This is a genomic window from Blastopirellula marina, from assembly GCF_002967765.1.
In the GTDB taxonomy this organism is placed as follows: domain Bacteria; phylum Planctomycetota; class Planctomycetia; order Pirellulales; family Pirellulaceae; genus Bremerella; species Bremerella marina_A.
The window spans coordinates 39,250-55,627 of record NZ_PUHY01000016.1 but is presented as its reverse complement, the minus strand read 5'-3'; the positions used below and the strand labels follow the sequence as shown (position 1 = coordinate 55,627).

Genomic DNA, 16,378 nt, shown 5'->3' with positions numbered 1-16,378 from the left:
CCGGCATGGTAAATGCATCCCCTCGAGTTTTTCGTATTGCGAGACATAGGGCTGCGCAGTTGGAACACATGGAAACGTCTCGTTTCATATTCCTCGCGGTCGTAATTTCCTCTCTCACCTTCCCAAAACTCGAGAAAGACTAAGGACTAGATGAAGGGACATTCATCGTTCAAGCGAACGTATCATACTGCCGGCTTTACGTTGGTCGAGCTTCTTGTGGTGATCGCCATTATTGGCGTCTTGATCTCGCTACTATTGCCAGCGGTGCAGCAAGCACGGGAAGCAGCAAGGCGGATGCAATGCACGAACAACATGAAGCAGATCGGCCTGGCGTTGCACAATTACCACGATACTTTCGGCAAATTTCCTTGCTACGAGTTTCTCGATCTCAATCACTGGTCGGGGCATGAGTACAAGTCGGGTTGGGTCAGTAACATCTTGCCATATCTGGAGCAAGGCAACCTCCAGGACCAATACAATTTCGACTATACCTGGATGCACGCAAACAATGCGAATGTGGTCACGCAGAAGCTACCTGCATTCGAGTGTCCCTCGACGCCAAGTGGTACCGAGCTAATTGATACAGACAACTTCGCGGCGGAATATACGAGCATCAATTCCAATGTCAAAGGCTGGTCCTCCGACTATGCCGGGAATAGCGGTCAACGAGCGTCACTGCTACTTCCAAATGCCCAGAATTCGGAAGGAAGAAAGGGCTTCTTCGTCCGTGCTTACCCAGTTCGTCCGCAAGGCTTCCGAGACATCACCGACGGGACATCGCACACAATCGCGGTATGGGAATCTGCCGGACGCAGTAAGGTGTATCTCTTTGGCAAGATCTGGACAGATTCATCGGGTGCGCCACTAAAGGTTTCTCCAGATAACTGTGCTTGGGCCTCAGGCAACGCGTTCTTCATGCAATCTTGGAGCCGCGACGGAACGACCAACGGTGGTTCGTACGTCGTCAACGCGACCAATAGGAACTCGCAGCCGTTCTCGTTTCATCCAGGCGGGCTGAACGTGTTAGCGGTTGATGGTTCGGTACACTTCGTTCCAGAAACGATCAACGCACTGACCTACCTCGCTTTGGTTACGCCGGCGATGGGTGAAGTCGTCAGTTCGGAAGGGGCGTTCTAGGTGAGTTGGAATTTAGGTCCTCGTAGCGTGTCGATAGCAGTCTTGCTGATCAATGCTTTACTTGTTGGATGTCAGCAGGAGTCGTCTCTGCCGGTCTACCCTGTATCGGGAACACTGACCATCAACGGCGAACCTGCGAGAGGTGCCATCCTCGGTTTCCATCCCACGCAAGGCGATCTCGACAAGCGCGGTACGATCCCGGCTGGTAAAGTAAAGGAAGATGGCACGTTCGTGGTCTCGACGTTCGATATCGAAGATGGAGCGCCAGCGGGGGAATACGCGGTCACCGTGTTCTGGCCGCAATTTCCCAGTCGCGACGACCCTGGCGACGATCGAATGCGTGGCAAGTTTGCTCTGCCAGCCAAACCCTCGACTACGGTGATCATCACTGAAGGCGATAACACATTAGCGCCGATCGAGCTGAGGGCTTCCAATATGCTCCGCGGCGAATGATGCGGTCGGTGATGCAGCATAGGCATCGAATGCTAGGTCCGTGGGTTCAGCTATTTCGTTTTCGGCCAGCAATCCCACTGCTCATGATAACTGTGCTGGTGTGCTTAGGCGGATGCGCAGAAGACAAGTCCGCAGTTTCTCAGGCAAATTCCAAACAAGAGTCGAAAGACGGACTGCCCGGTTCCGATGGCGTGTCTATCGTTCTCAGGCCGCAAAACAGTGCGACGATCCGTGTTGAGCACCTGTCGGGCACCAGCGAAGTTCCCACTCATCCGAAGAAAGTGTGCGCGCTCGCGTTTATTGACGAGTTGCTGGCGATTGGGGTGAGGCCGTTGGCGGCATCGAGTTCGGCGACTGGCTTTCCTGATTATCTTCGTTCGCAGCTTGACGAGGTCGTGCCGATCTATCAAATGATGGGTACGATGATGCCCGATTTCGAGAGGATCGCGCTGCTTCAGCCGGACGTGATCATCACGTCAAACGTCGATCCGCAAACGTATGCCCAACTCTCGAAGATTGCCCCTGTCGTCGATCTAATGCGCAGCAGTTGGGACGATCAACAGCGAATCTTGGATATTGGCCTGCTATTCGGCAAAGCGCAGGAAGCACGCGCGGTATTGGCCGCTTATCAGGCAAAAGTCGTCGCAGCTAAACAGGTTCTAAACGAGAAAGTGCGCGAGCGGCCGGTCGCGTTCTTTCGGGTCTTCGGTCGCCAGATGTACATACATGGCCATACCCGCGGTGGGCTTCTACTCTATGACGAACTGGGACTGACACCGCCCGCACTAATTAACGATTCACCGCGTGGCTACATGCTGTCACCTGAGGCGCTCTTACAACTTGACGCGGAGTATTTATTTGTCGCGGCCGAGAAAAATTTGGGCGCGCGACGTTCGTGGGAATGCTTGCTGAACCATCCTGCTTGGCAGCGAGTCCCGGCAGTGAAGCTGAGAAACGTTTATCCGATTCGAGCCCAGCAGCAATGGCTGGTGCCAGGCATCCAAGGCAAGTCGCGCATGATTGACGAAATTATCTCGGCGCTGGCTCCCGAATCAACTGAGTCGATCCAGCAAGCAGCCAATGAAGCGTACGAGGCGAATCGGCCATGATGCGCACGACAACCCCTTGGATATTGTGGTGTGTATTCGAAGCAATATTGCTACTGCTGATGGGTATCTCGCTGCAATTGGGTCCTACTTCGGTAACGGGCACTGATATGTGGAATGCCTGTATAGCGTACGATAGTGCCTCAGATTCGCAATTTGCAATTCGTCAAATTCGCCTCCCACGAGCAATTTTGGCAGCGGTCATTGGCGCTTCGCTGGCAACTTCCGGAGCGATCATGCAAGGGGTGACTCGCAACGATTTGGCTGGTCCGACCATCATGGGGCTTAGCAGTGGTGGAACGTTTTGTTTACTGATGGGCTTACTATTACTGCCAACCATTGGCTTTCACGAGGCAATCTGGCTTTCGTTCATCGGAGCCGGCCTTGGTTACTTGACGGTTTACAGTGTGGCATTTCTAGCCCGCGGGAGGATTACGCCAGTTCGTTTGGCATTGGCTGGAACCGTGATTTCGATCTTGCTGAGCGCATTCACTCAAGGCTTGACCATCTACTTCTCCCTTCATGACGAATTGCTTTACTGGACGGTGGGTGGCATCGCAAATACCTCGTGGCCACAAGTGAGGACCGCGCTGATACCAGTCTTGCCTGGCATGATAGGGGCCCTACTACTTTCTCCTTCGATCACCCTACTAAGCATCGGCGAAGAAGTCGCTGGCGGGTTGGGACAACGAACACGGTTGATCCGCGCTTGCACCACGTTTTGCGTGTTGCTGCTCACCGGTGGAGCTGTCGCGGTCGCGGGTCCAGTCGGCTTTGTCGGTGTTATGACGCCACACGTGGCCCGCTACTTGGTTGGCTATGACTATCGCAAGATCATCCCGTTGACTGCACTGCTAGGAGCGATCTTAACGGTTGCGGCCGACATCGCATCTCGGACAATGATTGATGGGCAGGAAGTTCCACTGGGTCTGTTCACTTCGATGGTTGGCGCTACCTTTTTCATCGCATTGGCGAGGCGGAGAAGTTCGCACCGCGGAGGGAAGCGATGAGAACAGACTACGGCCGCACCTTCATCGCGTTGCTTGGCATCGTGGTATTTGTCAGTCTCGCTAGTTTGGGAATGGGAAGCCAATGGATGTCCCCTATCGCGCTGAGCAGAAGTTTGCTTGGCTACGGAAATGAGACACAGCAGATGATTGTCTGGTCGTTTCGTATGCCTCGGGTATTGCTCGTCTTACTCGTAGGATGGGGGATCGCTATTTCTGGTGTGATGATGCAAGGAGTCCTTCGCAATGATTTGGCCGAGCCAGGCATTTTGGGCGTCACTACCGGTGGTAATCTTGGCATCACACTGGCCTTGTCACTTTTTGGGATTCAGATTGCATCTCCTTGGACTTTGCCAGCAATGAGCATGGCAGGCGGTCTGTGTGTGGTACTGGCCGTCTGCGGCTTGGCGATCGATCGCGGTGGTATCTATCCAGCTAGGCTTCTATTAACAGGCGTTGCCGTGAGTGCAGCAGTTGGCGCTTTCACGCTCGTACTTTCGCTGAACGTCGATCGGCAGATTTACTCGCAAGCCCTAGCCTGGGCGACTGGAAGTTTCAATAAGGCTGATTGGAACTATGTGCTGGCGCTTGCGGCTTGGCTAGGGATTCTAATGCCGGTCGTGATGGCGATTTGTCCAATTCTGAACATTCTTCGCTTGCGTGATGAAAATGTAATCAGTCTAGGGGTGAGCGTGTTTCATTGGCGTTTGCTGCTACTAGTTATCGCAGTTGCTCTGGGATCTGCAGCCATGGCCATGTCTGGCGGGATTGTCTTCCTAGGACTAATCGCGCCGCACATCGCTCGGCGGCTGATCGGGCCGCAACATGGCCGACTGGTCCCAACCACAGGGCTGGTGGGAATGCTGTTGCTACTCGTCGCCGATACGGCAGGTCGCACGCTGCTTGCCCCAGTTGAAATTCCTGCCGGCATCATGGTAGGTGGGGTAGGGGGGATCTACTTCGTGTACCAACTAATGACAACCAAGGGCTAACTTTCATGGAGAACCTCCATCAATTCCGTTGCGAACAGCTGACCCTCGCGTATGATCAGGTCGAAGTCGTTCAACAGCTTTCGTTCGAAATTACGACTGGCCAGATAACTACGCTTATCGGTCCAAACGGCTGCGGCAAATCGACATTGCTTAAAGGACTTGCTCGGCTGCTCCGCCCTAAGCAAGGTGCGGCCTATCTTGACGGAAAGGCAATTCACAACGAACCCACCCGCCATGTTGCCCGCCAACTCGGTGTCCTGATACAAAACCCCGAAGCCCCTGAGGCCTTGACCGTTTGGGAACTTCTGACGCTTGGCCGCTATCCTCATCAAGGCTTTTTCGGAGGGATCTCCTCTGAAGACGAGTCAAAGATTGGTAACGCCTTGGAGATGGCAGGGATCCAACATCTCGCCGAGCGCCCTATAGGGGAACTCTCGGGAGGGCAGCGACAGTTGGCATGGATCGCAATGGTGTTAGCCCAAGATACACCGATCATCCTGCTCGACGAACCTACTACGTTCCTCGATATGGTTCACCAGTTGGAAGTCCTCGACATACTCGAACGTCTTCATCGTGAGCAGGCACGAACCATCGTGTTGGTGCTACATGATATTAATCACGCCGCTCGCTACTCGCACCATTTGATTGCGTTGAACGATGGAAGGATCGTCGACCGAGGTACGCCTCACCAGATCGTAACCGCAGAACTACTAGCGGACGTGTTTCGAATCGAAGCGAGCGTGATGATCGATCCCGAATCGCAATCCCCGTATTGCATTGCCCGCCGCCCGCTACCGCAGTGTCATGCCGTTTAGAAAGCATGTTTTATTAGATCGCTGAGAACAGATTTGCTTTATCGATTCTACCTATACGGATTGCTGAAGAATCAGCGATACTTCGCGACATTTCGGCAAGGCAGCTTTGTCTCGCGCTATTGCAGTCGACTTGTGTCTAGTTTGGGCAACGAACAGGAAACGGCTCGTTAACTTTGAGTAACTTATGGGGTCGAGTTTGGCCTGATGATGGTCAGAATCGTGACAAGTTGGCGCGATCTGGCGTGTGTCTGCCTTGTCGTTTTAGAGACTATGCAAACATTTCACGACCGATTGCAATTAGCCACATCGCGGAAGACGCAGACGACCATGTCATAGCAACTGTATTGAGTGCTGAATCACAGGCCAAGTCGGTTGGGAGCTCAATCCTGCTCATGTCGTCGGATTCGCGGTCGATAAAATGCATCAGCAAGTCCATTTCGCGGCTATTACGATTATCGGGGTTGTCACCAAGGCGACAGCGCTGGCCACTTCCTCCAAGCGTAAAACAGTTGCTACGGACGAAGAAAAACAATCAGCTTCACGGTTGCATCGAAACAGAGTGTTAGCATTGACGATTACGTACTACTCGAAATTAGGATTATTATTGATGTGCGACATCGCTCCGATCTTGCTCGCCGGTACTTGGAAAGCTGCCAATAGCAGCGAGACCTTCTCAACTCAAAACCCAATTACGCAAGAGGCTCTGCCTGGTAATTACCCGATCAGCACCTGGGCCGATTGCGATGCTGCACTGACCGCCTCTGCGTCTGCCGCTGACGAACTAGCCAACATCGCTCCTACGCAGATCCCGAAGTTTCTTCGCCGGTTTGCTGATTTGATGGAAGAAAATCGCAATTCGCTAGGGCATTTGGCCAGCCTAGAAAGTGGTTTGCCGTCCGAGCATCGACTGGCGGGCCGCGAGATGGATCGCACAACCGATCAAATTCGTCAAACTGCGGCGGCCGCCGAGGAACGATCTTGGAAGCAGATCTTGATCGAAACGAAGCGTGACCTTCGCTCTATGTTCGCTCCGATTGGACCGGTTGCGATATTCAGTCCGAACAACTTTCCTTTCTCATGGAATTCGATTTCTGGCGGCGATTTCGCATCAGCGATCGCAGCCGGAAATCCAGTCATAGCGATCGCCAACTCGGCGGCATCCGGCACCACTAAGGCCCTCGCGGAACTAGCTTTTCAGGCCTCCCAGGAAGCGGAACTGCCCTCGGCAACGGTTCAGCTTCTGTACCGTATGAATCATGAAGATGGCAAACGCCTAGTCGCAGACCCGCGGATCGGAGCAACCGCGTTCACCGGCAGCACGACAGCTGGACTTGCTTTAAAGGCTTCGGCGGATGCAGCAGGCAAGCCGATCTACGTGTCTCTTTCGAGCGTCAATCCAATGGTCTTCCTCCCGGGAGCGATTCGAGAACATGGCGATCAACTGGTTAACCGCTACAGCAATGTCTGCCTAAAAGGAACTGGCCAATTCTGCACCCAGCCGGGGCTGGCAATTCTAATCGATGACGAAGCAACGAAAGGTTTTATCGCCGCGACTAAGGACAAGTTCAATGGAGTAACACCGGGAACATTGGGCTCCAAGAAGACGCTTGCGAACCTGATTGAAAAGATTGCCGTGCTGAAGAAAGCTGGCGCCAAAGTCATCACCGACCAAGAGCAAAAGCAAGGATCCGGTTTTAGTCATCCAAACACATTGTTGGAAGTCAGCGGTGCCCAATTTTTAGCATCACCCAAGGCCCTCCAAACGGAAGCCTTCGGTAATACGGCGATGTTCGTCGTTTGTAAGGACGTAGCCGAAGCTAAGATGGTAATCGACGCGCTGCATGGTCAACTGGCTGGCTGCATTTACAGTAGCACCGACGGTACCGATGCCAATGCGTATGAAGAACTCGCACCGCGACTTCGTCGTAAGGTAGGACGGTTCATGAATGACAAGATGCCCAATGGAATGCCTGTCAGCATCGGTATGGCCCATGGCGGCCCATTTCCAGCAACAGGTCACCCAGGTTTCACTTCCGTTGGCATTCCCAATGCCATGCGGCGATTTGCGATGCTGCAGGCGTACGACCAAGTCCGCCAGTCGCACCTTCCAGAAGAGCTAAGAGACCACAATCCAACTGGCAAGCTATGGCGAAATATCGACGGGCAGTGGACAACCGGAGACATCGCCGAAGTCAAATAGGTCGAACTTACGAGAACCGCTCACATCATGTGCAAACCTGACCTTCTCCTTACTTAATTCAATGGTTTGAAGAAAAGGTCAGGTTAAATCTCATACGCGTAGCAATTCGATGCTGTACCGAGAAAATACGGTGTGACGAAAGAAAAGTCAGTTGGAGGAAGTGTCCTGGTATTTGTGTAGACTCTGTTAAGACATCCAATTAGCCCATTCTTCTTCAGTATCACGGAATGAATGTCTATTCCAAAATCGTGAGCAGGTGTCTCGCTCGGTGTGGTTTTTGGATGCAGGGGCGGTTTATCAGTTGAGCTTGGAAGCAATCATGTGACCAGGGCATAGTCAGTTAAACGCCTGCCATGTTGGATCATGGCAGGCGGGAAAGAATCCAAGTTCAGAACTCGCGCCAATGGTGGCGCAGTTCTGTATGACAGGACATCGCACTCGATTCTATATATGACATGTCCGTGGTAGATGTTAGCGCTGTGTTAATCAGAGATAGTCTTCGACGCGTGGCCTCTCTCGCCCAAGACAAAAACTTGCTTCCCAAGTGTCGTTGAATCGGGCAGAATACTATTCTCACGTTCTAGCTTTTCATCTGATGAGAAAACTACAACTTAGATTCGAGGGTAAAAGCGATGCCAGGTTGCAGATCGCTATGTGCAGGAATGCTTTTGGCCGTGTTATTCGTTGTCGAAGTCTCCGCCCAGGATCTCACGGGGCAGGCTGCCCAAACGGTCAGCAGACTCAATGATCAAATCGATACATTGAGCGATGCTGAGAAATGGGAAGAGGCCCATGCTGTTCAACTGAAAGTACTGGATATCTATTTGCGAGAACTTGGCGAGCGCAATGTCAACACGGCGTTCAATCTTGCCTATACAGGGGAACAACTGTACGAACTGGAGCGTTATCGTGAGGCCAAGCCATATTACGAACGGGCTATCAAAGCGTATCGAGCCACCGTTGGCGAGGCAAATGAGGATTATATCCTAACCCAATTTGGCTATGGCAAAACACTTCGGATTTTGACGGAACTCAACAAGGCCCGGACCGTGCTCAAGAAAGCTCTTAAGGCGGCAAGTGAGTTATATGGTCCTCGAGAATACACCGTCGTCGAGATTGTCGAGGAACTAGGTTTCACAGAATTGGATGACGATAAGCCGGAAGAGGCTCGCAAATGCTTTCTGGCTGCACTTAAGATTTATCCGTATCTCAGTGAAGAAGATCAAAGTATGCAGCTGTGGTGCTTGACCAGTCTGGCGACTGCAGAAACGTCGCTTGGAAACGATGCAGCAGCAAAAGAGTATCTCGACAAGGCCTATCAGAACGCCGCTCGATCCTTTGGTGAAGATAGCTACGAGATGACGGAAGTCCTACTGGCCCTTGGAACGTACTATCAGGGTAAGAGCGATCTCGCTACAGCTCGTCGTCACTATGAACGAGTAGTGAATATCACCAATCAGATAGGTGAGTCGGATAGCGAGGAGGCGCGATTGGCCTCCGTCTATTTAGCCCAAATCTTCATCGATTTAGGGGACTACGTGACGGCGGAACAATTACTCACGAAAACCTATCGTCAAGAGATCGAACTGTACGGCGAGGACAGCGTACAGCCGTACTACACATTATGGGATATCGGCTATCTGTACGATATGCAAGATAAGCATCCCCAAGCTCGCGACGCGTACGGCAAGGTATTGACGGGACTCAAACGGCACCTGAGCGAAGATCATTCTAGCGTTGTCATGATCCAAAGCGATATCGCTAGTGTGGATCAACTCTTGCTTCATTATGACGAGGCACGAGAAGGCTTTGAAGGCCTAAGAGACATCCATCTGCAGAAGTACGGAGAGAACAGCATCGAATTCGGGGCGCTGTTATTCAACCTGGGATGGTTGGAACATGATTTCGGCAACTACGAGATTGCGCGTGAATACTACGATCAGGCAATTAAGGTGTTCGAGAATCGGCTGGGGCCATCAAATCCTGAGACACTACAGCTGAAGATGATGCGTGCGAGCCTCGCCGCTTCAGAGCGTAAGTGGCCAGAGGCAGTACGACTTTTCGACCAAATGATCCGTGAATCCAAAGAGTTTTATTCGACATTGCTTGCCTCGCTCTCACCCACCGAGCAATTGCTATTTCTTAAGAATTCGGAGGATTTGTCATTAATGGTGTCGGTGGCGATCGCCAACCAGGACGATCCCGAAGTTGTCGCCACGACGATGAATTGGCTGCTTAATGCGAAGGGCGTTTCGCAAGAGACTTTGGCGGCTCGCGAAACGTTAACCCGTGATCTCGACGATGTGGAATCGCGAAACCTGGCGCAACAGCTATTGAAGATTCGTCAGGAACTAGCTGGACTGGCACTTTCAAGGCCTGAAGAGGGAACGGTCGACGAGCGAGCGAAGCGTATTACAGAGCTTACGCAACAAGAAGAGACCTTGGCGCGGCAATTAGCAGATCGAGTTGGTGAGCCGTTAGCACAGAGCAAGTGGGTGGAACTTGATTCGATTCGCCAAGCACTCGCCGCGGATCAGACCATGATCAATTTCTTCGAGCTCCGACCGTGGGATTATTTCTCGGTTAAGACGGGACGCAATCGCTTCAGTAAGGCCCGTTATTTCGCCTACATTATTCCTCCGACTGGAAAAGGTGAGGTCAAGCTAGTCGACTTGGGCGAGAGCAGCGAAATCGACAAGATCGTTTCTAAGATCCGTTCTTGGATTGGAGATAGCGGTGCGCGAGAAGCCTTCTTGGCTGAATCGGGCGAGGTAGCGACCGAGTCGGAATGGCGGACACTGTTTGCTCAAGCGAAGCAAAAAATATGGGATCCGCTCGCCCAGCATTTTCCAGACGAAACGAAGCAGCTCGTACTTAGTCCAGATGGTGCATTATGGTTAATGCCTTGGAATACGATTCCGATTGGGGACGACCGCTACCTAATCGAAGACTATTCGCTGCGATTTCTTACCAGCGGCCGCGAGTTGGTTCTTCCAAAAAAGAAGGCCGCCATTGGAGCTCCTCTGCTGTTCGCGGACCCATCGTTTGATTTGTCACCTGATAGCGTTCGCAGCGCCGTGCAATCAATATTCCGTTCGGTTGATATACAAAAGCTTCCGGCGGGCGCGATTTCAAGGACGGCGATCCCACAAGTTACGCCGTTGCCCAGCACCCGGTTGGAAGCATTAGCAATTTCGCCAAGCGTATCCAATATTTGCGGCAAAGAGCCGATTCAATATCTTGGTAAGTTCGCATTGGAAACGGTCGCTAAGGAAGTGAAAAGTCCGAGAGTGCTAGTGCTCAGTACTCATGGTTTCTTTTTGCCAGAGCAGGCGAGCGCGACAGGTCGCTCGACGGTTTCCAATGCTTCTTCAACACGTAAGTTGAAAGCGGGTATTCCTGAGAACCCACTGTTGCGATGTGGATTGCTTTTGGCTGGATGTAACAATCCAACGGCAAGAGGCGATGATGGGATTCTCACGGGAATGGAGATCTTGGGGCTCGATCTTCGAGGAACCGAGTTAGTCGTGTTGAGTGCCTGTGAAACGGGGGTTGGGACGGTTAATTCAGGGGAAGGTGTTGCTGGGCTTCGACAAGCATTTCAACTTGCCGGTGCCGAGGCAATTGTTTCAACCCTTTGGCAAGTACCTGATCGTGACTCAGCATTGCTGATGAAAGATTTCTTCGAGCAACTAGCCGAAGGTAAGTCGCATCCAGAAGCACTACGTCAGGCTCAAATAAAACGCATCGAGTCGCGTCGACAACGCTATGGCGCGGCTCATCCGTTCTACTGGGCGGCTTGGACACTCACTGGTACCTGAGTTCGATTAAAAAGAAGCCGATACTTCTTTGGCATCAGGGGACGCGGGAGGAAGTTAGTCTTTGCGTGGCTCTCCGGTTAGCGTCCACGCGGCCCAGAAAAATGGATGGGCCGCACCATATCGTTCACGTCGGCTTTCGATCCGCGCCAATTGAGCGGATCGGAGGGCATCTGCTGGAGGTGTTTCCGCGGCCAATTGGTCAAAAAAGTCCTTCATCACCACGGCGGAGTCTCGATCAGGTACCTGCCACAGTGTCGCAACAACGCTACTGGCGCCGGCAAGTTGAAACGCTTGTCGAAGTCCGGCGATACCTTCCCCAATCTGTACTTTTCCGATGCCCGTCTCGCAGGCACTCAGCACGACAAGTTCGGTGCCACGCAAATCGAGGCCGACAATCTCGAGACCGGTCAAAATACCATCGTCACCGCCGGCGGGTGGTTGATTACAGCCAGCTAATAGCAGTCCGCAGCGCAGCAAAGGATTCTCAATAAGCGTCCCATCGATTGCAAGTAGGCTTGCTGCTCTAGCTCTGTCGTTGTGAATCGATCGTTCATTTGATCGCATCTGTTGATCTGGAAGGAAGTATCCATGCGTACTGAGCACGAGCATGCGCGGGCGATGAACTCGCTTTACCACGCTTTCTAAAGCGTATTCTCCGAGATACTTAATGGGCGGTTTACCTACGAGTTTCTCTAAGCTGGGCGCAATGGCGTTTGCTTCTATCTCGGTATTGGGGAGGCTCGGAACCTTGCCCAAAGCCGTTTGTGAAACACGTCCCCGACTCGCATTGGCGTCGAGTCGAACGTCCCGAAAAATCGCCTTAACTGCGGCAATTACCTTTTGTGGAGTGAGATCAAAGGTTGGATTTGCGAACACCAGAGGCGTGTTAGAGGATGGAGCTGCCACTTCCTGTACAAATTCGCGGCCACTAATCAAGTAGCGAAACGCGTAGTCTTCAATCAAATAGCGGTCGTCTCCATCTGGCAAGGCGGCCCAAGGGACGAGCCATAAGGCACCGTCTGGGCTGAGATTTATTTTTTTGGTTTCGTCGCCGATATGGAAAGCGACCGGCAGCCAGACTTTTTCAGCAACGTCTGCAAGAGATCGGCGCAGCTTCTTTTCCGCGTCTTGTTCACCTTCGTTTCGGATCGCGCCGTCTGGTCGACCGGCGGCATTCAATTCTTTTCGCGCTTTTTCGATGAGCGAGTCAATTTCCTCTGCTGGCCCGACGTCGATCAAGCGGACTTCACGTTGACCCGCTGGAGGAATGATCCAAGCCATGTACCGGGGCGGTAATAGGTAACCCGATATCTGACTCTCATTATTGAAGTCGTACGGTTGAAAGCGAATCCAAGTTACGAAAGTTTCATCGTGTTTCAGCTTTTTACGAACATCGTCTAACTCGATCCATTTCTCAAGTTCGACGGAAGCTCCTACCTTCTTGGCCAATTGGCGACTGAGTTCTTCCTCTTGCTGGGTCAATTGTTCGACCTGCCTTTTCTTCAGCTCGACTTGGTCCGCTTGCGGAGCGGAAAGTACGATGTTGGCTAGTGAACGACGTGTCTCCTGAAGTTTTCGGCTGAGCGTTTGAGTCTCCGCATCTCCCAAATCGCGGAGTAATGTTTCGCGGGCTGCGAGTGTTTCCTGAGACAGCCCTTTGTCGTTTATGATCCAGCTTGCGGACGAGTCGGCGAACGCTTGGTCGTCTTTCTTTTGCCATGCAACCGTAAACGCAAATTCGTGATGGTCGTCTTTGTTTAGAAGTCTGAGCTGTTCTGCTGGCGTAAGACCGGACATCAAACGTGCCCCAGTTGTTCGCACGAGTCGTCGTGTCTTATCGGACAATTCGAGCACGCTAGCCCAATCCTCGTTTCGCATGTTAATCCAACAAAGCGAAAATAGGACAGAGAGCGTCTTTGGATGATTGTCCCCGTAAGCGTCTTCCATAATCTTGTACGATTGCTCAAACGCTTCTCGAGCTTCATCCAGTCTGCCGGCCTCTAAACGTACCGTTGCAATCTGATAGAGGGCTTCCGATACAAGTGGATGCCCTTCGCCCAGACTTTCGCGACGTAGGTTCAAAGCTCGAGTAGCGAGGTCCTCCGCCTCCTTCGACTGACCGAGTCGCTGTTTCACGACCGCCAGGTTCAACATCGTCAATTGCGTATTGACGTCTTTCTCGCCTAGCTGCTTCAAAAAAATGTCCAATGCCTTTTGATACAGCGGTAACGCTTTCTCAAAATTGCGTTGGTCCTGTTGATTAAACGCCATATTGTTAAGGGATTGAGCCGTGTCGATGTGATCTGGACCTAAGACTCGCATCCGGATATCGTAAACCTGACGGTCAATATCGTACGAACGCTGCACGTCTCCTAGATCGTAGGCCAGTTTGCCAAGGTTGTTCATTAGCTGCAGCGTATAAGGATGCTCCTCGCCGAGAGCTTCCTGAAAAATAGAACGCGATCGCGAATAGAGCTCTTGTGCCTTGTTGTAGTCTCCCTCTTCGTGGGCAATGACTCCGAGATTAAAGATTGACTCACCAACATCAGCGTGATCGGGACCAAGCGTGCGCGTGCGAATCGCCAAGGCGGCACGGTTGAGGGACTTTGCTTTCTCGAAGTTACTCGTCTTGAGATAAAGATTTCCTAAGTTATTCATCGTCTGCAGTGTTTCCGAACTTTCATCGCCCGTGTTACGACGATAGATCCGCAAGGCCTGCAGATAGGCCTCTTCACTCTGGTCATATTCACCCAACTCGGCGAGAACAAAACCAACGTTTCCATACGATTCGCCCGTGTCCTCGTCGTTTTCCCCAAGAACCTTTCGGCGTATCGACAGGGCTTGGGAATATGGATTGCGTGCCTCTCCGTATTCCCCTAACCGAAAATAAAGATGCCCCAGATAGTTCCATTCATATGCCGTTTCACTTTTGTTGTGTCCGAGCTCTCTTTCAGCGATGTCAACGATCTCTTTCTGTAGAGGGATTGCTGCACGATCGTTTCCTTGGTTTTCCAACTGAGCAATCTGTTCGTTCAGTTGCGTGACGCGTCGTTCGGACTGCGCGGTTAGCTGGGCAAGTAGATCGTTGCTCAGGCAACCGATAAACAAGCAGCTTAAAATTATCGTGCGAGCCAAATGCATACAAACGCTCCTCTCTGGACGCGAAGTCTCGGATGCTTTACGGAATGCAAAATCGCAAGTAGTTGATATGCTGACGACCACATGTTCTTTGATCTAATGTGGCCGAGGCATGTTTCTAACTCAAGCCTGGCGAATAAGTTTGTTAAAGAATTGCTTGGCGAGACAGGATCATATTACAATGCGACCGATCTCATAGCACATTCGCGTTCCTATTCTGTGATGGAAATGAAACTGTCCGGGCATGATGAGTACCTATGCGGAAACAGCAAGGGAACAAGATCTGATCGCAGGCTTTCAAGCGGGCGACCCGGCGAGCTTTCGTCAACTATATGACCAATTTGGTCACCAGCTGGAAATCTATGTCCGCACTCGTTGTCCCCGCGATGCGGACGACGTGATTCAGCAAACGTGGCTGAAGGTCTGGAATTCGCGTCAAACTTTTGCTGGTAGTCGCATAGGGGCGTGGATTATTACGATCGCACGAAACACCCTCTACGATCACTTTCGAAAACCAAAGTCTTATCCGCTAACCGAACAGTCGCTTGGAATTGCCGAACAAGCCGCCGCCTCGTTTCGTTTGGAACGGGAAGAGGAATTAAGGCAGCTTCGCGAATGTTCTGAGCAGCTTCCCGATGCGATACGTCGAATTGTTCAGGCCTTTTTCAGTGGCACTTCTGGGGAAAATATTGCCGCGGCGGAAGACATTCAACGGAGTACCGTTTATACCCGTGTACATCGGGCCCTGGCCAATTTGCGCAAGTGTATGGAGCAGAAACGGATATGACACTGGTTTCCTTAGATCTGCCCGAGAACCCTGAAAAACTCGCCGAATGGGTCGAAGAATTCATCTGTTCGGAAGACTTGCTCGAGGCGGCAATCATTTGGGAAACACTAGCGTCTGAAGAGGCTCGGGGAATGCCGCTACGCTTTGTCGATCTGACCGAAGATCAATTAGTTGATATCGAGCAACATGGGCTTAAGTCATTATCTGAAAGCCAGTTGCGAAAGCTGATGGCAAGTCCAGAGGCACTTGTGGACCTTCAGGAATACGTGTTGATCCAGGCGCCACTCTATTGGCAACAGCGCTCTGCCAGTCGCCAAGAAACGCCACTACATGATGCGCGCTGGTCCCAGATTCGACACGAACTCAATAGTCGTTCTGAGAAGCCAGATAAAGAGCGGCCGAGCAGAAGTGGGCAAGCGACTGTGTGGTCCGGGCTGGCTGGGTTGATTGCGGTCGCGGCTTCAATCGCTGTCGGGGTATGGGTTAACTTGACTCCCCCCGCTCCGCAAGGATGGGGCTTCAACAAACCAGGCGTGTTGGAGTCATCCCGTTCGGAAACGAAATTGCTGGAAAACTTGGCGGCCGCGGCACATTCATGGTTCAACAAGCGTCCACAAAACAGAGAAGAACTGATCACTCGCTTGAAGCAATTCGATGCCGGGTGCCAAAAACTACTGACCGCGCGACTTTCTGCCTTAGATGGCAAAACACACAATGCTGTGGATGCGGCCTGTCAAAAGACTCGTCAGGATATTGCTGGTCAATTGGCTCAACTAGAACAGGGAGCAGACTTTAGATCGACGCAAGCCGAGGCGGATGAGACCATGAATAATTTAGAACAAAGTCTACGGCAGCTTATTACGTCATCTTAATAGAGTGTTATTAGCGGTCAGAATTGAATATCCCAGGTGATTGGGGATGA

At 52.0% G+C, this 16,378-nt stretch carries 11 protein-coding genes; 10 read left to right on the top strand and 1 reads right to left on the bottom strand.

Annotation, left to right across the window (positions count from 1 at the left end; all coding sequences use genetic code 11):
• Positions 1-150: 150 nt before the first annotated feature.
• From C5Y83_RS27990 to C5Y83_RS27955, 8 genes are all read left to right on the top strand, one after another.
• Positions 151-1,137 carry a DUF1559 domain-containing protein gene (locus C5Y83_RS27990; RefSeq protein WP_105333125.1) on the top strand — a complete coding sequence of 329 codons (987 nt, stop codon included), beginning with the start codon at positions 151-153 and terminating at the stop codon, positions 1,135-1,137.
• Positions 1,138-1,590, top strand: a complete 453-nt coding sequence (locus tag C5Y83_RS27985) for a hypothetical protein (RefSeq protein ID WP_105333124.1) — start codon at positions 1,138-1,140, stop codon at positions 1,588-1,590.
• Between the two features lie 191 nt (positions 1,591-1,781).
• Complete coding sequence (locus C5Y83_RS27980; protein ID WP_158262568.1) at positions 1,782-2,699, top strand: ABC transporter substrate-binding protein; 918 nt, start codon at positions 1,782-1,784, stop codon at positions 2,697-2,699.
• On the top strand, positions 2,696-3,706 hold the full coding sequence (locus C5Y83_RS27975) for a FecCD family ABC transporter permease (protein WP_105333122.1): 1,011 nt from the start codon (positions 2,696-2,698) through the stop codon (positions 3,704-3,706). Before C5Y83_RS27980 ends, C5Y83_RS27975 begins: the two co-directional genes overlap by 4 nt.
• Complete coding sequence (locus tag C5Y83_RS27970) at positions 3,703-4,695, top strand: FecCD family ABC transporter permease (RefSeq protein ID WP_105333121.1); 993 nt, start codon at positions 3,703-3,705, stop codon at positions 4,693-4,695. Before C5Y83_RS27975 ends, C5Y83_RS27970 begins: the two co-directional genes overlap by 4 nt.
• A gap of 5 nt (positions 4,696-4,700) precedes the next feature.
• On the top strand, positions 4,701-5,510 hold the full coding sequence (locus C5Y83_RS27965) for an ABC transporter ATP-binding protein (protein ID WP_105333120.1): 810 nt from the start codon (positions 4,701-4,703) through the stop codon (positions 5,508-5,510).
• Between the two features lie 607 nt (positions 5,511-6,117).
• Positions 6,118-7,710: an aldehyde dehydrogenase family protein gene (locus tag C5Y83_RS27960; protein ID WP_105333316.1), complete on the top strand. Its 1,593-nt coding sequence runs from the start codon at positions 6,118-6,120 to the stop codon at positions 7,708-7,710.
• 674 nt (positions 7,711-8,384) lie between these two features.
• Positions 8,385-11,531, top strand: coding sequence for a CHAT domain-containing tetratricopeptide repeat protein (locus C5Y83_RS27955; RefSeq protein ID WP_158262567.1), 3,147 nt, complete (start codon positions 8,385-8,387; stop codon positions 11,529-11,531).
• 54 nt (positions 11,532-11,585) lie between these two features.
• Here the strand turns inward: C5Y83_RS27955 and C5Y83_RS27950 are convergent, their stop codons facing one another.
• The gene (locus C5Y83_RS27950) at positions 11,586-14,672 is read right to left on the bottom strand and encodes a CHAT domain-containing tetratricopeptide repeat protein (protein ID WP_105333118.1); all 3,087 of its coding nucleotides are present in this window, start codon (positions 14,670-14,672) and stop codon (positions 11,586-11,588) included.
• A 241-nt stretch (positions 14,673-14,913) separates the two neighbouring features.
• On the opposite strand from C5Y83_RS27950, the gene C5Y83_RS27945 reads away from it, so the two are divergent.
• Both C5Y83_RS27945 and C5Y83_RS27940 read left to right on the top strand, forming a co-directional pair.
• Complete coding sequence (locus tag C5Y83_RS27945) at positions 14,914-15,456, top strand: RNA polymerase sigma factor (RefSeq protein WP_105333117.1); 543 nt, start codon at positions 14,914-14,916, stop codon at positions 15,454-15,456.
• Positions 15,453-16,328: a hypothetical protein gene (locus tag C5Y83_RS27940; protein ID WP_105333116.1), complete on the top strand. Its 876-nt coding sequence runs from the start codon at positions 15,453-15,455 to the stop codon at positions 16,326-16,328. Before C5Y83_RS27945 ends, C5Y83_RS27940 begins: the two co-directional genes overlap by 4 nt.
• Positions 16,329-16,378 lie beyond the last annotated feature (50 nt).